Here is a 17486-nt window from a genome sequence, read left to right on the forward strand (position 1 = left end):
CTCCTGTTCAGCGGATCGGCTCAGCCTTCGCGCATGGCCTTGGTGAAGTAATCGGTCAAGGGTTTCGTCAGGTAGACGATGGGCGCGCGGTCGGCGGTGCGCAGGTAGGTCTCGACCGGCATCCCCGGAATGAGGTGCAGCCCCTCGGGCAGCTTGTCGACCTCTCCGGGTTGGAGCACGATCTCGGCGCGGTAATAGGTCTGGCCCGTCGCCTCGTCGAGGAAGGCATCCGCCGAGACGCCCGTGACCCGCGCCGCCAGCTCGGGGGTGGAGCGCGCGTCGAAGGTGGGCAGGCGGATCAGCACCTCCTGCCCCGGCGTCACGAGGTCGATATCGGTCGGCGGCACCTGCGCCGAGATGACCAGCGGCCGGTCCTGCGGGATTAGGTAGAGCACCGGCTCGGCCGGGCGGATGACGGCCTGCTCGCCGAACACCGATATGTCGTAGACCACGCCCGAGACCGGCGCGGTGATCGCCGTGCGCTCGAGCTGTTCGGCGGTGCTGCGCACGGTCTCGCGGTATTCGACCTCGCTGAACTGGGTATCGCGCAGTTCGCTTATGACATCCTCGCGGCGCTGCACGGTCAGGCCCAGGATCTGGCTGTCGATCTCGGAGCGGCGCCCTGCGGCCTCGGCGGCCGAGGCGAGAAGTTCGCCCAACTGTCCCTCGAGCCGGGCGGCCTCGCGCCGAAGCTCGAGCACGCGGCTGGCTTGCGCGAGCCCCCGGTCGAGCAGGGATTGCTGGCTTTCCAGCTCCTCGCCGATCAGTTCGACCTGTTCGCGCAGGGCGCTGCGCTGGCTGTCGAACCCCTCGATCTGGCGGTCGATCTGTTCGCGCCGGATGCGAAGCTGCTCGACCGAGCTTTCGATCGTCTCGCGGCGAGCGGCGAACAGCCCCTGCTGCCCGTCCAGAAGCTCGCGCGTGGCCGCGTCACGCGATGCCTTTTCGACCAGTTCGGGCGGAAAGACGACGGCCTCGGCATCGTCGCGCTCGGCCACGAGACGGGCACGGCGGGCGCGCAATTCGTCAAGCTGCGCCTGCGCCGCCTCGAGCCTGTTGCGCAGCAGCGCCGTGTCCAGAACGATCAACGTCTCGCCCGCCTCGACGAAATCGCCCTCGCTCACCGCGATGGAATCGACCACGCCGCCATCGGGGTGCTGCACGACCTGGCGGTTCTGTTCGACCTGCACGCGGCCGGTGGCGATGACCGCCCCCGACAGTTCGGTGAAAGTTGCCCAGCCGCCGAAACCGCCGACCAGCGCCAGCAGCCCGGCCAGCCCCAGCATGACGAACCAGCGGGGCGACCAGTTCTTGTGGCGCTGACTCTCGTCGCGGGGCGGGCGAAGCGCGGTCATGACACGCCCCCGCCGCGGCCCGACGACCCGGTGATCTCGGCATGGTTGGTGACCGTTCGTTCCAGCACCTCGCGCGTCGGCCCGAAGGCGCGCCGCACGCCGCCCTCGAGCACGAGCAGGCGTTCGCATTGCGCGATGGCCGAGGGGCGGTGCGCCATGATGAGAACCGCCCCGCCGGCGGCCTTGATCTGGGCCATGGCCTCGTTCAGCGCGGTGGCGCCCTCGTTGTCGAGGTTCGAGTTCGGCTCGTCCAGCACCAGCAGCACCGGGTCGCCATACATCGCGCGCGCCAGCCCGACGCGCTGCATCTGACCGCCCGACAGGCGGCCCGTCGCACTGGAAACCTGCGTATCGTAGCCGTCGGGCAGCTTGAGGATCATTTCATGCGCCGCGGCCTTTTGCGCGGCGGCCACAACGGCGGCATCGTCGACCACCGGGGCCATGCGGGCGATGTTCTCGGCGATGGTGCCGTCGAAAAGCTGCACGCGTTGCGGCAGATAGCCGATATGCTGGCCCAGAACGTCGGGTTCATATTGTTCAAGAGCGGCGCCGCCCAGCCGGATGCGCCCGCCCGCGACGCGCCAGACCCCGACGATGGCGCGGGCAAGCGTCGATTTCCCCGAACCCGAGGGGCCGATGATGCCCACCGCCTCGCCGGGCTCGACGTCGAAGCTGACCATGCGCAGCGACGCCTGCGACTGGCCCGGCGGGATCACCGTCACCTCCTGCGCGCTGAGGCGCGCGACCGGGCGCGGCAGACGGGTGCGCGGGCCCTCTTCGGGGACAGCGCCCAGCAGGGCCGACAGCCCCTTCCAGCCTTGGTTCGCGCGTTGCACCACCTGCCACTGGCCGATCGCCAGGTCGAGCGGCGCCAGCGCCCGGCCCAGCAGGATCGAGGCCGCGATCATGCCGCCCGGCGTCATCTGGTTCTGCAGCACGAGATAGGCCCCGAGCCCCAGCATCGCCGATTGCAGGAATTGCCGCAGCGTCTTGGTCAGGGTGCTGAATCCGCCCGTGTAATCCGAGCTCTGGATGGTTTCCTTGAGCGAGGCGTCGCGCAGCACCTGCCAGCGGGTAAAGGTCGCGTGCTGCATCCCCAGCGACCGCACCATCTCGGCCTCGTGGCGGATCTGTTCCGACATGCGTTCGGAACGGACGAGCGCCTTGTTCGCCCGCGACTGGGGGTTGCGGGTGGTGATCTGGTTCACCACCGCGATGGCGATGAGCGTTCCGCCCCCCGCCACGGCGAGCCACCCCAGAAGCGGATGGAACACGAAGATGATGAACAGGAATATGGGCGTCCATGGCGCGTCGAAGAACGCCGTGAGCACAGGCGAGGACAGCAGGCGCTGCACCGATTCGAGATCGCGCAAGTAGTTCTGGCCGCCATCGTCCTCGGGGGCGACGGCCGCCTTGCGCATCATCGCCGAGAACACCCGCCGGTCGAGCCGGGCCTGGAACCGCGCCCCGATCCGCGCGAGGATGCGGCCGCGCGCGAAATCGAGCACGCCCATGATGGCAAAAAGGAACCCCATCAGCAGCGTCAGCGCGATCAGCGTCGCCTCGGACCGCGAGCCCAGCACCCGGTCATAGACCTGGAGCATGTAGAGCGGCCCGGTCAGCATCAGCAGGTTCACGAACAGGCTGAAGATCCCGACGAGCCAGAACAGCCCCCGGCTTTCGGCGCGGGTCTTGCGCAATTCGTCGTTGCCGCGCACGGTTTTGTCGCCCCCGATCATGCGGGGCGGTTCGGGATGCGGGTGTGGATCGGGGTTCCGATCATGCTAGGCTTTCGGTCCAAGGGTTCGTTCCGGGTGGGGTCCTTTTACGGGATCGGTCTTAACAGGGAATGATGCAATGACACGACTGCCTTCCGTCCTTCGCATTTTCGCGATGGGCGCGCTTTGTATCGCGCCCGCCGCGGCGTTCGCACAGGCCGATGTGGCGTTCGACGGGCTCTGGCGGCCCAGCCCCACCGCCGCCTGCGAGTATACGGGCGCGGATGGCGGTGCGCTCAAGATCGAGGATGACGTGCTTTACGGGGTCGAGAACCGGTGCACGATGACCCAGCCGGTGAATGTTCGCGACATGGCCGCCGTCCTTTACGACATGGAATGCACCGGCGAAGGCACCGAGTTCACCGGCCGCGCGATGTTCATGACCGCGGCCGATGGCGGGCTGATCCTGGTCTGGGACGGGTTCGCCTATAAATACGACGCCTGCGAGGGCGACCCGGTGATCGGAACCGTCACCACCTCCGAAGAGATCGGGATCACCGAGTGACCCGGCCATCGTGCGTCACTGGCCCTTGAGCATCTCGGTGAACCGGACCGGGCCCGTCTGCCCGGTCAGGCGCGCGCGATAGACCGGCAGGCTTTCGGGCACCCGCATCGCGTAGTTGCGCGTCTCGTCGAACGGGATGTGCTCGATCCAGTCGATCACGTCGACATCGGGCGCGCGCGGATCGCCGCGTTCGCGCATCCACCGCAGCGGGCGACCCGGCCCCGCGTTGTAGCCCGCCCCGACCAGCACCGGGTTGTCCCCGAACCGCCGGATCAGCCCCGCGAGATAAGCGGTGCCCAGCGTCGCGTTATAGCTCGGGTCGGTAAAGAGGCGGTCGGCCGAATAGGTCAGGCCCAGTTCGGCCGCGACCTCGCGCGCGGTGCCGGGCATGAGCTGCATCAGCCCGCGCGCGCCCACGCCGCTCGACACGCCGGGATCGAACTCGCTTTCGCGGCGGGCGATGGCCAGCATCAGCTCGGAGGCGATGGGAATCCGGTCGAGACCGGGGTCGATCACCGGGAAATAGGCGCGCGGCAGGGTGATCCCGTTATTCGCGACGGCCTTGGCGATGAGCAGCGCGAGATGCGGCTCGCCCAGCGACAGGACCAGATCGCCCAGCGTGCCGGCCTCGGCCTCGGGCAGGCCCTCGGCCAGATGGGTGAGAAAGGTCTCGGCCAGGTCACGCTCGCCCGCGGCCTGTAGCAGCAGCCCCGCCTCGAGCACCGAGCTTCCGGCGAAACTGGTGTCCTCGAGCGCCGGATAGACCTGCGCGCCGACAAGCTCGGGGTCGAGAGGCAGCCCCGCGCTTTCCGCCGCGAGCAGCCCGTAAAAGCTCGTCTGGTATTGCGCGCCGAAGGTGAACGCCTCGGCGGCCTCTTCGGTCTGGCCCAGCGCGAGATGCGCCCGGCCCAGCCAGTAGCCCGCGCGCCCGAGTGAGATCGGCGTGACGACGTCGGCGCGGAACCGCTTGAAATGCTCGAGGGCACGTTCGGGCTGGTCGAGGAACCGCAGCGCGATATAGCCCGCCAGCCACTCGGCATCCGCGAAATCGCGCCCGCCATCCATCCAGTTGGTCGAGGCCAGCGCATAGGCGCGGTCGTAATCGCCCTCGCGCATCAGCCAGCGCGTCAGGTCGCGCCGCGCATAGCCCCACGATGCCGGGTCGCCCAGCGTATCGCGCGAGACCGATGCGCCCAAGGCGATCTCGACGGCGGTGTCGTACTGGTCCCGCCCATAGGCGCGGCGGAACGCCTCGTAGACGACGCCCGGATCCGTGCGGAACCGCGGATCGACCTGGTCGGGCGCGCTGCCGCCGCGCGCCGCGATGCGGGCCTCGAGCCGGTCTCTGACGTCGCCCTCGAGCCGCGCGACCGAGCGGGCCAGCGCATTGCCGGCCCGGTCCCAGAACAGCGCCTCGGCGCGCCGCTGCTCGAGCGGGGCAAGCGTGTCGGGATAGAGTTCGAGCAACCGGCTCTCGGCCCCGGCGGTCATCGAACGGTCGACCCAGGCCAGCGCCGCCTGCGCCTCGGCATCGCTGTCACGGCCGAGCGCGCGATACGCCTCGACCAGCGCGAGCGTGCCCGCCCCGCTTTCGGGGTCGGCGCCGTCAAAGAACGCGATCACGTCGCGCGCGACGCTCTCGCGCAGCGGGCCCTGCGGCAACAGCCCTTCGGCCTGCACCCGAAGCCGCGCGAGCCCCGGCCAGTCGGGGCGCCGCGCCAGCAGATCGCGCGCGCGCTCGAAGGTGCCGAACCCCTCGCGCAGATACATCCATTCGACGATATCGGCCGCGACGGGCCCCGCCCGCGCGGCGGCCTCCTGCGCACCCAGCCACGAGCCTCCGCGCAGCTCGTCGAGCGCGGCGGCGATGCCGCTCGAGGGGTCGGTTCCGTCGCGCGGCAGCGCAAGCTGCGCCGATGCGGACTGGCCGAACGACAGGCAGGCGGCAACGAGGGCGGCGAACAGGGAAATGCGTGTAATCATGGCCTGCAAACTAGCCGCATGGCGCGTCATGGCCAACTCACGACCTTGGCAATGGCCGCGAGCGGGCCTAGTGGTGGGCCATGCGCCGAGGGGCGCGGGAAAGGCACCGGAGGAGGTCGTGATGTTCAAGGGTTCGTTCGTGGCGCTGGTCACGCCCTTCGGCGCGGATGGCGAAGTGGATTACGACACGCTGCGCAAGCTGGTCGACTGGCACGCCGAAAGCGGGACGGACGGGCTGGTTCCCGTGGGCACCACCGGCGAGACGCCGACGCTGTCGCATGACGAACACCGCCGCGTCGTCGCCACCGTGATCGAGCATTGCGCCGGCCGCATGAAGGTCATCGCCGGCGCGGGGTCGAACAGCACCCGCGAGGCGATCTCGCTCGTCGCCCACGCGCAGGAGGCCGGAGCCGATGCCGCGCTGGTCGTCACGCCCTATTACAACAAGCCCACGCAGGACGGGCTTTATGCCCATTACCGCGCGATCCACGATGCGACCGACCTGCCGGTGATGATCTACAACATCCCCGGCCGCTCGGTCGTGGACATGATCCCCGCCACCATGGCGCGGCTGGCCGAGTTGCCGCGCATCGTCGGCGTCAAGGACGCCACCGGCGACGTGATCCGCGTCAGCGAACAGCGCGCGCTTTGCGGCACCGATTTCGTGCAGCTCTCGGGCGAGGATGCCTCGGCGCTGGGGTTCAACGCGCATGGCGGCGTGGGCTGCATCGGCGTCACCGCCAATGTCGCGCCGGCGCTCTGCGCCGAGTTCCAGCATGCGATGCAGGACGGCGACTGGGCGCGGGCGCTGGAACTTCAGGACCGGCTGATGCCGTTGCACAAGGCGGTGTTCACCGAACCGGGGCTCGCGGGCGCGAAATACGGCCTGTCGCTGCTGGGCCGCTGCCGCGAGGATGTGCGCCTGCCCATCGTTCCGCTGACCGGTGCGACGCGCACCCTGATGAAGGACGCGATGAAGGCTGCGGGCGTTCTGGGCTGACGGCGTCTGGACAGAGACGCCCGTCCTGCCTAGGTCTGCCCGATGGCAAAACCCGCTGACAATCCGAACTACAAGATCATCGCCGAGAACCGGCGGGCGCGTTTCGACTACCACATCGACAGCGACGTGGAATGTGGCATCCAGCTTCAGGGCTCCGAGGTGAAGTCGCTGCGCCGGAACACCGCCAATATCGCCGAAAGCTATGCCGAGGTCGTCGATGGCGAGCTCTGGCTCGTGAACAGCTACATCGCGCCCTATGACCCGGCGATGTTCGGCCACGAGGATCGGCGCCGCCGCAAGCTGCTCGCCACCCGGCGCCAGATCGCCGAGATGCAGCAGGCCACGACCCGCAAGGGCATGACGCTCGTGCCGCTGGTGATGTATTTCAACCATCGCGGCATCGCCAAGATCAAGATCGCCATCGCCAAGGGCAAGAGCGCCCCCGACAAGCGCGAAACGGCCGCCAAGCGCGATTGGCAGCGCCAGAAGCAGCGCCTGCTCAAGGACCACGGCTAAAGGCCGCTCCGTTTCCCGCGGGGCCATCGGCGCGCAAGATGATTGCGCGGGTATCGCGCGGCGCTTGCATGGCCGCGCCGGGGCCGCTAGCGCCAAGGAAACGACCCCCGCGCGAGGCGACAGAATGGCACAGGACGACCCCAGAACGCTGGTATCGACGGATTGGCTGGCCCGGCACCTCGCCGACCCCGATCTGCGCATTCTCGATGCGTCCTGGCACATGCCCGGCAGCGGCCGCGATGCGCGGGCCGAATACGAGGCCGCCCATGTTCCGGGGGCGCGGTTCTTCGATATCGACGAGATCTCGGATCATCGCTCGGACCTGCCGCACATGGCCCCGCCGGTCGAGAAATTCATCAGCCGCCTGCGCGCGATGGGCGTCGGGGACGGCCACCAGGTCGTGATCTACGACGCGACGGGCGTGTTCTCGGCGCCGCGGGTGTGGTGGCTGTTCCGGCTGATGGGCAAGACGGACGTGGCCGTTCTGAACGGCGGCCTGCCCCGCTGGCTGGCCGAGGGCCATCCGGTCGAGGATACGCCGCCCGTCGTGCGCGACCGGCACATGACGGTGATGCGGCGCAACGGGTTGGTGCGCGACGTGACGCAGACCGCCCGCGCGGCCAAGCTGGGCGATCACACGATCCTCGACGCCCGCGCGCCCGAGCGGTTTCGCGGCGAGGCGGCCGAGCCGCGCCCCGGCCTGCGCGCGGGCCATATTCCGGGGGCGCGTAACCTGCCCTATACCGAGTTGCTGACCGAAGACGGGCGGATGAAGGACCCCGACGCCCTGCGCGCAGCCTTTGACGCGGCCGGGGTGGCGCCGGGCCGCCCGGTCATCACGACCTGCGGCTCGGGGATCACGGCGGCGGTTCTGGCGCTGGGTCTGGCGCGGATCGGGCGCGAGGACTGGTCGCTCTACGACGGGTCCTGGGCCGAATGGGGTGCCTATGGCGACCTGCCCATCGAGACCGGCGCGCCCCGCTGAGGCGCGGGCGCGCCGGGCCGGCGGTCAGGCCTTGCCGAACTCGGGATAGGCCTCCATCCCCAGCTCGGCCATATCGAGGCCCAGCGTCTCGGCCTCGGGGCTGACGCGGATGCCCATCGTGGCTTTCAGCACCAGCCAGGCGGCGAGGCTCGCCGTGAAGGCAAAGATCCCGACCGCCGCGAAACCCGCGACCTGGGTGGCAAAACTCGTGCCCTCGGTGTGGACCGGCACGACCAGCGTGCCCCAGAACCCGGCGAAAAGATGCACCGGGATCGCTCCCACCACGTCGTCGATCCCGAGGCGGTCCAGCATCGGCACCGCCAGCACGACGATCACCCCTCCGACCGCCCCGATCCAGAGCGCGCCGAACAGCGACGGGTCGAGCGGCCCGGCGGTGATCGACACCAGCCCCGCAAGCGCGCCGTTCAGCACCATGGTCAGGTCGACCTTGCCATAGATCGCCTGCGTGAGCAGCAGCGCCGCTACCGCGCCCGCCGACGCCGCCATGTTGGTGTTGGCAAATATCCGGCCGATATCGGTGATGTCGCCCACTGTGCCCGCGGCAAGCTGCGATCCGCCGTTGAAACCGAACCAGCCCAGCCACAGGATGAACGTGCCGAGCGTCGCCAGCGCTAGGTTCGAGCCGGGAAAGGGCGTGATGCGCCCGTTCGCGAACCGCCCCATCCGCGGGCCGAGCACGATGGCGCCCGCCAGCGCCGCAAACCCGCCCGCCGCATGAACCAGCGTCGAGCCGGCGAAATCGGAAAACCCGAGATCGGACAGCCAGCCGCCCCCCCAGAGCCACGACGCGCCGATGGGATAGACGAACCCGGTGAGGACCACGGTAAAGATCAGGAAGGGCCAGAGCCTGATCCGCTCGGCCAGGGTGCCCGACACGATGGACGCGGTCGTGGCGCAGAACATGAGCTGGAAAAAGAAATCGGACGCCCTGGAGGCATAGTCCAGCGATGCCGCCGAGGCCTCGAGCCCCACGGGCTCGAGCGCCGTGACCGCGAACCACGGGCCAATCCACCCCGCGATCCACCAGTCGCCCGGATACATCGTCCCGTAGCCCGTGAGCCAGTACATGATGCCGGCAATCGAGAAGAGGCCGATATTCTTGGTCAACTGCGTGGTGACGTTCTTGGAACGCACCAGCCCCGCCTCGAGCATCGCGAACCCCGCCGCCATCCACATGACGAGGAACCCGCCGATGAGAAACAGCAGCGTCGTCATGATATAGGGGCCGATCTGGTCGAACCCGGCCGCGGCCTGAGCCGGGGCGGCCGCGCTTTGGGCAAAGCCGGCGGCGGGGGCGCCGCATAGCACGGCAGTCAGCGCGACCCCGGCGCGTCGTGACATGGGTCCGGGCGCGCGGCGCGCCTTTTCGGGCTCGATCGGATCGGTCGCTGCAATCACCGGTGTCACGTCTGTTCCCCTCGCGGTTTCATCGGCCGGCCGCTTCGGGCCGCGGGTTTCAGCAACACGCGCCCGGCCGGGTGCCGCAACGAAACCGGACCCCGCGCAGGGGGTCGGGTCGCGAAGCTGCACGAAAAAATGCAGTTCGGGTGGGCATTGCTGCCATATTGGGCGGAATGGAATCGCTCAATGCGTTGCAGAACGGTTCCCGAACGCCCAGTTCGCCTCTATGAAGGCGACACGGGCAGGATAACCAGAAACGGAACGTGGGCATGGCTCGCTCAGGCAACGGAAAGTCTCCGCTGGTCGCGCCGCGACGCCGGGGCAAGACGCGCAAGACACCGCCGAAGTCACCGACGCGGAAAACGCGGCGCAGCCGCGCGCCGGCGACACGGCGGCGCAGGCGCGGCCTGCTGGGTTGGATCGCGGCGCCCTTCGTGTGGCTGTTCCGACTGATTCTCAAGCTGACCGTCCGGGGCGCCATCGTCGCCGCGCTGATCCTCGGCGTGGCGGTCTGGTATGTCTACACGACCCTGCCGCCGGTGGGCGAGGTGCTGGACGGGCGCGCGCGCGGATCGGTCACGCTGCTCGACCGCGACGGCGATATCTTTGCCTGGCGCGGCGAACAGTTCGGCGGCCAGATCGACGCGGGCTCGGTCTCGCCGCATCTGCGCAACGCCATCATCGCGACCGAGGACAAGCGGTTCCATCACCATTTCGGCGTCGATCCCATCGGCATCGCCAGCGCCATCCGCATCAACCTGCGCGAGGGACGCGGCCCGCTTTCGGGGCATGGCGGATCGACGGTGACGCAGCAGACCGCCAAGCTGCTGTGCCTCGGCCGCCCGTTCGATCCCGACATCTGGGACAGCGAGGCCGAGTACGAGGCCGATTGCCGCGAAGGCTCGGTCTGGCGCAAGGTCAAGGAAGCCGTCTACGCGATGGCGATGGAGGCGAAATACTCCAAGGACGAGATCCTCACGATCTACATGAACCGCGCCTTTCTCGGCGCCGGATCGCGCGGGTTCGAGGCCGCGGCGCAGCGCTATTTCGGCAAGTCCGCGAACGCGGTCGATCCCGCCGAGGCCGCGATGCTGGCCGGGCTGCTGGTGGCGCCGACGCGCTATGCGCCGACCAACTCGCTGGAGCGCAGCCAGACGCGGGCGCGCACCGTGATCGAGCTGATGGAGGACCAGGGATACCTGACCACCGCCGAGGCCGAGGACGCGCTGCTCAACCCCGCGGTGCTGAGCGAGGCGGCCGAGGCCCGCGCGGGCGGCTATTTCGCCGATTGGGTGATGAGTTCGGCCCCGGACTTCCTGACCAGCAAGACCACGGAGGACGTGATCCTCAGCACGACATTCGATCCGCGCATCCAGCGCGCGGCCGAAGGCGCGCTTCGCGATGTGTTCGAGACCAAGGTCAGCCCCGGCTCCAAGGCGCAGGCCGCCATCGTCGTGATGAGCGCCGACGGAGCAGTGCGCGCCATGGTCGGCGGGCGCAAGTTCAAGGGCGTGGCCGGGCAGTTCAACCGCGCGATCATGGCCAAGCGGCAGACAGGATCGGCCTTCAAGCCCTTTGTCTACGCCGCCGCGCTCGAGCTGGGCTATAGCCCGTCGGACACGATCGAGGACGCGCCGATCACCATGTCGATCCCCGGCTCGGGCGACTGGCGGCCGCAGAACTACACCAACGATTTCGCCGGGCGGATGACCCTGACCGAGGCGCTCAAGGATTCGCGCAACATCCCGGCGGTCAAGGTGTCCGAAGGGGTCGGGCGCGAGAACGTGCGCAAGGTCGCGGCCGATTTCGGGATCGACAGCGATCTCGCCTCGGGGCCGTCGCTGGCGCTCGGCGTGTCGGAATCGACGCTGATCGAGATGACGGGCGCCTATGCCGGCATACTCAACGGCGGCACCTCGGTCGAGCCCTACGGCATCCGCGACCTGCGCCTGCAGGGCAGCGATACGCCGCTGATCGGGCAGGACGGGGGTTTGGGCGAGCGCGTGATCTCGCAGGATGCGGCGCGGCAACTCGTCTACATGATGAGCCGCGTGATCGAGGACGGCACCGGCGTCCGCGCCAAGCTGTCCGACCGCGAGGCCGCCGGCAAGACCGGCACGACCCAGGCCGCGCGCGATGCCTGGTTCCTGGGCTTTACCGCCGATTACGTCGTGGGCGTCTGGATGGGCTATGACGACAACACGCCGCTGCGCGGCGTGACCGGCGGCGGGCTTCCGGCCGATATCTGGCGCGAGACGATGGAGCGTGTAAGCGCCGGCACCCCGCCCCGGCCCCTGCCCATGGACCGGCCGCGCGCGCCCGTCACTGGCGGCACGGTGGCCTCGGCGGGATCGGGCAACGCGGTGCCCGCGCCGCAGCCGCAGCCGCAGCAGCCGCGGCGCATCCAGCCGCCGACGACCACGACGCTGCCCGACGTGGCCGAGCAGATCATCAACGACGTGCTCGGCACGATCTTCGGGCGCGGCGGCGGCTGAACCGGCGGCAGGGGGGCGCCGCCCCTCTTGCCCCGGCGGTGCCGGGGCAATTCACCCCGTGGGTATTTGAGAAAGAGAAGACGGGATCAGTCGCGCCCCGAAACGCATCTGAGCCCGCCGCTTCGGGATCGAGATGCCAGGCGTCCGAGCGCACCAGCCCGCGCGCATCCGAGAACCGGCGGCCGGGTGGAACGGGCGCGGCCGCGCGCGGCACCGGCCCGCCGGCACCGGGCGTCAGGCGCGCGCGCAAGAAGGACATGGGATGCGCGCGCAGCGTCAGCCGGGTGGCGACGTAATCCTCGACGACCTCTTCTCCGGCGGTCATGGCGGGCAGGTGGGCCGCGGGCTCGACGATGCCCTCGCCATCGAGATCGCCGGCGAAAAGCGGCAGGGGCTTGTCGCCGCCCAGGGCGCGCGCCTCCCAGATGGCATCGCGGCGCTTGAGGCCCAGCCTCGCGAAAACGTCCGCCTCGGCCAGGATGCGCAAGGCGCGCGGGCCGATACCGGCGCGGCGCCAGACCTCCTGCACCTCGGTATAGCCGTTGCCGCGGGCGGCGGCGATCCAGGCGCCCTCGTCCTCGCGCAGGGCCTTGATCTGGCGAAACCCCAGCCTGAGCGCGAGCCCGCCATGGCCGTCGGGCTCCATCACGTTGTCCCAGAAACTCGCGTTGATGCAGACCGGGCGCACCTCGACCCCGTGTTCGCGCGCGTCGCGCACGATCTGGGCGGGGGCGTAGAACCCCATCGGCTGCGCGTTGAGCAGCGCGCAGGCAAAGATGCCGGGGTGATGGCGCTTGATCCAGGCCGAGGCATAGACCAGCAGCGCGAAACTGGCCGCGTGGCTTTCGGGAAAGCCGTAGCTGCCGAACCCCTCGATCTGGGCAAAGCAGCGTTCGGCGAAATCCCGGTCGTAGCCGTTCGCCGCCATGCCGCGCAGGAAACGGGTGCGGAACTCGGAGATGTTGCCGAGCTTCTTGAAGGTGGCGAGCGCGCGGCGCAGGCGGTCGGCCTCGTCGGGGGTGAAGCCCGCGCCGATGATGGCGATCTGCATCGCCTGTTCCTGGAACAGCGGCACGCCCAGCGTCTTGCCCAGCACCCGGCCCAGCGCGTCCGATGGAAAGGTCACGGGTTCCTTCCCTTCGCGGCGGCGCAGATAGGGGTGCAGCATGTCGCCCTGTATGGGGCCGGGGCGGATGATCGCGACCTCGATCACGAGGTCGTAGAAGGTGCGCGGCTTCATCCGGGGGAGGAAGTTCATCTGCGCCCGGCTTTCCACCTGGAACACCCCGAGACTGTCGGCGCGGCAGAGCATGTCGTAGGTCGCCGGATCCTCGGGCGGCAATGTCGCGAGGCTGTAATCGGTGCCGTGGTGACGCCGGATCAGGTCGAACCCCTTACGCAGGCATGACAGCATCCCCAGCGCGAGGATGTCGACCTTGAGGATGCCCAGCGCGTCGATATCGTCCTTGTCCCAGCAGATGACGGTGCGATCCTCCATGCTGGCATTCTCGACCGGCACGAGTTCGTCGAGCCGCCCCTCGGTGATGACGAACCCGCCGACATGCTGGGACAGGTGGCGCGGAAAGCCGATGATCTGAAAGATCAGCTCCATCGTCTGGGTCAGCCGCTGGTCGCCGGGGTCGAGCCCGATCTCGGCCATCCGGTGCGCCTCGAGCCCGTTGGTCCCGAAAAACCCCCAAAGCTGCGAGCTGAGCATGGCCAGCGTGTCGTCGCTGAGCCCCATGGCGCGCCCGACCTCGCGGATGGCACGCTTGCCGCGGTAATGGATCACGGTGGCGCACAGCCCGGCGCGGTGGCGGCCATAGCGGTCGTAGATATGCTGGATGACCTCTTCGCGGCGCTCGTGTTCGAAATCGACGTCGATATCGGGCGGCTCGTCGCGGGCCTCGGAGACGAAGCGTTCGAAGACCATGGTGCCGATCTCGGGGCTGACCGAGGTGACGCCCAGCGCGTAGCAGACCACCGAATTGGCCGCCGACCCGCGCCCCTGGCACAGGATGCCCCGGTCGCGGGCAAAGGCCACGATGTCGCGCACGGTCAGGAAATAGGGCTCGTAGCGCAGCTTGCCGATCAGCGCGAGCTCGTGTTCGAGCAGCCGCGTCACATGCTCGGGCGCGCCGGCGGGATAGCGCCCGGCCAGCCCCGCGCGGGCCAGTCGCGCCAGCCGGTCGGATGCGCTTTCGCCATCCGTCACCTCCGAGGGGTATTCATAGCGCAGCTCGTCCAGATCGAAGGTGCAGCGCGCCGCCAGTTCGGCCGCGCGGTCGACCGCGCCGGGATGGGCGGCGAATATCCGGGCCATCTCGGCCGGGCCGCGCAGGCGTTGCTCGGCATTGGCCAGCGCGGCCCGGCCCAGGTCGTCGACCCGCGTGCCGGTGCGGATCGCGGTCAGCACATCGGCCAGCCGGCGGCGCGAACCGTGATGCATCAGCGGCCGCGCGGTCGCGACGGTGGGCAGCCCCAGTTCGGCGGCGATCCCGGCAAGGCGGTCGAACCGGGCCGCGTCCAGCCCATCGTAATGCGGCGCCAGCGCCAGATGGCAGGCGCCGGGAAACCGGGCGGCAAGACGGCGCGCCTGTATCTGCCAATCGTCGGGGCCGCCGGGGTGGATCACAAGCTCGGACCCCTCGGCCCAATCCATGAGATCGGCCAGCCGGATCTGGCAGCGCCCTTTCTCGACCCGGCGGCGCCCCAGCGTCACCAGCCGCGACAGCCGCCCCCAGGCGGGGCGGTCGCGCGGCAGCATCGTGACCGACAGCCCCCGGTCGGTCACGATGCGCGTCGCCGGAACGAGGCGCGGCACGTTGAGGATATCGGCGCTTGGCGGGCGGGGCAGATGCGGCGGGGCGGGCGGGCCGATCAGGGGCGCGTCGGCGCGCAGCTTGACCAGTCGGCGCAATTCACGCGCGCGGGCATGGGCGCGCACGATCCCCGCAACGCTGTTCTCGTCGGCGATGGCCAGCGCGCCCAGCCCCAGCAGCCCCGCGCGGTCGATATATTCCTCGGGGTGCGATGCCCCCGTGAGGAAGGTGAAGTTCGAGGTCGCCGACAGCTCGGCACTGGGGGGGCGAGTCGTCATGCCCCCAGTATGTTCCGTTTACGTTCCGGGGTGGAGTCGCTTTTGCGCGTGCCGCCCCGTCACTCGGCCGTGCAGGGGCCGCCGGTGGCGCAGTCTATGACACGCGCGATCTGGCGCGATTCCGGCGTGGGGAACACCCATTGCGGGCATGGCCCGAGCTCGACCACCGGGCCTGCCGTGGACTCGCGGACAAAGGCCAGTACCCGTTCGCCCGACGCGATGGTGCCGCAGATCCCGGTCTCGCACGACACCTGGAGCGTGATCGGCCCGGAGATCGCGCGGGTGAACCCATCTTCGGCGAGCAACTCGCCCTCGAACTGCGCGGGGATCGAGGCCTCGTCGAGCGCGGTGCCGTCAAAGGGCGGCGTCGCGGCATCGAAGGCGAAGGCGCCCAGCACGATGGCATAGGTCTCGTCGGACCCGGCGGCGGTCTTGAAACTGCGCGCGACGTCGGGCGCGAGGCATGAAAGCGACAGCGCGGGGCCGGCGATGCCCGTCAACAGGGCGGCGGTGGCGGCGAGGCGGATCATAGCTTCTCCCGAAAGGCGGCGAGGACGGCGGAATAGACGTCGCGCTTGAACGGCACGATGGCATCGAGCAATTCGTCACAGGACAGCCAGTTCCATGCCGAGAACTCGGGGTGGTCGGTGGCGATGCGGATCTCGTCATCCTGCCCGTGGAACCGCATCAGGAACCATTTCTGACGCTGCCCGCGATAAGCGCCCTGCCAGGCGCGGCCCAGCAGGTCGTCGGGCAGGTCATAGGTCAGCCAACCGTCGGTTTCGCCCGCGATCTCGACCCGGTCCCGCGCGATCCCGGTTTCTTCCTCGAGCTCGCGCAGGGCGGCCTCGCGCGGGGTCTCGCCCTCGTCGATACCGCCCTGCGGCATCTGCCAGGCCCCCGAAGCATGGTCGATCCGCCGCCCGGCAAAGACATGCCCGTCCGAATTGACGAGCACGATGCCCGCGCAGGGGCGATAGGGCAGATCCTCGCGCCGGATCATTCGGCCGACGGAGAGCGCAGGGCCACGAGCCCCTTGAGGATGTCGATGGCATAGGCGAGCTGGTAATCCTCGTCGCGCAGGCGCGCGGCCTCTTCGGCGGATTCCTGTTCCTGGCGGATGATCTCCTGCTCGTCCTCGCTGAGCGAGTCGTTGCTGAGCGATCCGCGCAGATCGGCCTCGGAGCGCGAGGGAAACGCGCCCTCGTCCTCGGTCTCTTCCTCGGCCACGATGGGCGGCTGCTGCACGACGATGTCGGGCGACACGCCAAGCGCCTGGATCGACCGGCCCGAGGGCGTGTAATAGCGCGCCGTGGTCAGGCGCATCGCGCCCTCGCCCCTGAGCGGCATGACGGTCTGAACCGACCCCTTGCCGAAGGACTTGGTGCCGATGACGATGGCGCGCCGGTGATCCTGAAGCGCGCCGGCGACGATCTCCGAGGCCGAGGCCGAGCCGCCGTTGATCAGCACCACGATGGGCTTGCCCTGCGCCAGATCGCCGTCGGTGGCGTTGTAGCGGTCGCTGTCCTCCTGCACCCGTCCGCGGGTCGAGACGATCTCGCCCTCGTCGAGAAAGGCGTCCGAGACCTCGATGGCCTGGTTCAGCAGCCCACCGGGATTGTTGCGCAGGTCGATGACGAAACCGTTGACGTTCTCCATGCCGCCGGCCGCCTCGACCTGTTCGTTCAGGTTCTCGACCATCTTGGGATAGGTCTGGTCGGAAAAGGTGATGACGCGCAGAACGACCGTCTCGCCGACAAGGCGCGAGCGCACGGCGGTCAGCTCGATCGTGTCGCGGATGATCGACACGTCAAAAGGTTCGTCCACGCCCTCGCGCACGATGGTCAGGATGATCTCGGAACCGACGGGCCCGCGCATCAGCTCGACAGCATCGTCGAGCGTCAGCCCCAGCAGCGTGTCGCCCCCGACATGGGTGATGAAATCGCCCGCCTCGATCCCGGCCTCGGCGGCGGGGGTCTCGTCCATCGGCGAGACGACCTTGACGAAGCCCTCTTCCTGCGTGACCTCGATGCCGAGCCCGCCGAACTCGCCGCGGGTCTGTGTGCGCATCCGGTCGGCGTCTTCGGGCGAGAGATAGCTGGAATGCGGATCGAGCGAGGTCAGCATCCCGTCGATGGCGGCCTCGATCAGGTCGCCCTCGTCCACCTGCTCGACATACTGGGCACGGATCCGTTCGAAGATGTCGCCGAACAGGTCGAGCTGCTCGTAGACATTGGCGCGGCCTTCCGTCTCCTGGGCGATCAGCGGGCCCGCGATCTGTGTCGTGAGCACGCCGCCGACCAGAACGCCGCCCAGTGCAGCCATCGCGAATTTCTTCATCCTTGCC

13 protein-coding genes are annotated in these 17486 nt (G+C 69.1%); 5 read left to right on the forward strand and 8 right to left on the reverse strand.

The features are described from left to right. Positions 1–20: 20 nt before the first annotated feature. Both E2L08_RS10080 and E2L08_RS10085 read right to left on the reverse strand, forming a co-directional pair. Positions 21–1355: an HlyD family type I secretion periplasmic adaptor subunit gene (locus tag E2L08_RS10080; RefSeq protein ID WP_133396955.1), complete on the reverse strand. Its 1335-nt coding sequence runs from the start codon at positions 1353–1355 to the stop codon at positions 21–23. Next, the gene (locus E2L08_RS10085; RefSeq protein WP_133396956.1) at positions 1352–3094 is read right to left on the reverse strand and encodes a type I secretion system permease/ATPase; all 1743 of its coding nucleotides are present in this window, start codon (positions 3092–3094) and stop codon (positions 1352–1354) included. Before E2L08_RS10085 ends, E2L08_RS10080 begins: the two co-directional genes overlap by 4 nt. A 118-nt stretch (positions 3095–3212) precedes the next feature. Here E2L08_RS10085 and E2L08_RS10090 point away from each other — a divergent pair, with 118 nt between their 5' ends. After that, positions 3213–3638, forward strand: coding sequence for a hypothetical protein (locus E2L08_RS10090; protein WP_206076998.1), 426 nt, complete (start codon positions 3213–3215; stop codon positions 3636–3638). A 15-nt stretch (positions 3639–3653) separates the two neighbouring features. On the opposite strand, the gene E2L08_RS10095 is transcribed toward E2L08_RS10090, so the two are convergent. Continuing rightward, positions 3654–5621: a lytic transglycosylase domain-containing protein gene (locus tag E2L08_RS10095; RefSeq protein ID WP_168771114.1), complete on the reverse strand. Its 1968-nt coding sequence runs from the start codon at positions 5619–5621 to the stop codon at positions 3654–3656. A 121-nt stretch (positions 5622–5742) separates the two neighbouring features. Here E2L08_RS10095 and dapA point away from each other — a divergent pair, with 121 nt between their 5' ends. The 3 genes from dapA (at position 5743) to sseA (ending at position 8122) form a co-directional block, all read left to right on the forward strand. After that, complete coding sequence (gene dapA, locus E2L08_RS10100; RefSeq protein WP_133396958.1) at positions 5743–6621, forward strand: 4-hydroxy-tetrahydrodipicolinate synthase; 879 nt, start codon at positions 5743–5745, stop codon at positions 6619–6621. Positions 6622–6663: 42 nt separating this feature from the next. Then, positions 6664–7137 carry an SsrA-binding protein SmpB gene (gene smpB / locus E2L08_RS10105; protein ID WP_133396959.1) on the forward strand — a complete coding sequence of 158 codons (474 nt, stop codon included), beginning with the start codon at positions 6664–6666 and terminating at the stop codon, positions 7135–7137. Between the two features lie 124 nt (positions 7138–7261). Continuing rightward, positions 7262–8122 carry a 3-mercaptopyruvate sulfurtransferase gene (gene sseA / locus E2L08_RS10110; protein WP_133396960.1) on the forward strand — a complete coding sequence of 287 codons (861 nt, stop codon included), beginning with the start codon at positions 7262–7264 and terminating at the stop codon, positions 8120–8122. Positions 8123–8146: 24 nt separating this feature from the next. Here sseA and amt read toward each other — a convergent pair whose 3' ends face one another. Next, complete coding sequence (amt, locus tag E2L08_RS10115) at positions 8147–9484, reverse strand: ammonium transporter (RefSeq protein ID WP_133396961.1); 1338 nt, start codon at positions 9482–9484, stop codon at positions 8147–8149. Positions 9485–9813: 329 nt separating this feature from the next. On the opposite strand from amt, the gene E2L08_RS10120 reads away from it, so the two are divergent. After that, a complete protein-coding gene (locus E2L08_RS10120; RefSeq protein WP_133396962.1) occupies positions 9814–12039 on the forward strand; it encodes a transglycosylase domain-containing protein in 2226 nt (741 codons plus the stop codon). Here the strand turns inward: E2L08_RS10120 and E2L08_RS10125 are convergent. Genes E2L08_RS10125 through E2L08_RS10140 form a run of 4 tightly spaced genes read right to left on the reverse strand, consistent with a single transcriptional unit; the run spans position 11996 to position 17479 of the window. Beyond that, positions 11996–15139: an error-prone DNA polymerase gene (locus tag E2L08_RS10125; protein ID WP_133396963.1), complete on the reverse strand. Its 3144-nt coding sequence runs from the start codon at positions 15137–15139 to the stop codon at positions 11996–11998. The two genes, E2L08_RS10120 and E2L08_RS10125, sit on opposite strands and share 44 nt — an antisense overlap. A 59-nt stretch (positions 15140–15198) precedes the next feature. After that, positions 15199–15669 carry a hypothetical protein gene (locus E2L08_RS10130; protein ID WP_133396964.1) on the reverse strand — a complete coding sequence of 157 codons (471 nt, stop codon included), beginning with the start codon at positions 15667–15669 and terminating at the stop codon, positions 15199–15201. Beyond that, positions 15666–16142, reverse strand: a complete 477-nt coding sequence (locus E2L08_RS10135; protein WP_133396965.1) for an RNA pyrophosphohydrolase — start codon at positions 16140–16142, stop codon at positions 15666–15668. Before E2L08_RS10135 ends, E2L08_RS10130 begins: the two co-directional genes overlap by 4 nt. Next, positions 16139–17479 carry a S41 family peptidase gene (locus E2L08_RS10140; protein WP_133396966.1) on the reverse strand — a complete coding sequence of 447 codons (1341 nt, stop codon included), beginning with the start codon at positions 17477–17479 and terminating at the stop codon, positions 16139–16141. The genes E2L08_RS10135 and E2L08_RS10140 overlap by 4 nt, the downstream gene beginning before the upstream one ends. Between the last annotated feature and the right edge of the window lie 7 nt (positions 17480–17486).

It is taken from the genome of Palleronia sediminis (assembly GCF_004358695.1).
In the GTDB taxonomy this organism is placed as follows: Bacteria; Pseudomonadota; Alphaproteobacteria; order Rhodobacterales; family Rhodobacteraceae; genus Palleronia; species Palleronia sediminis.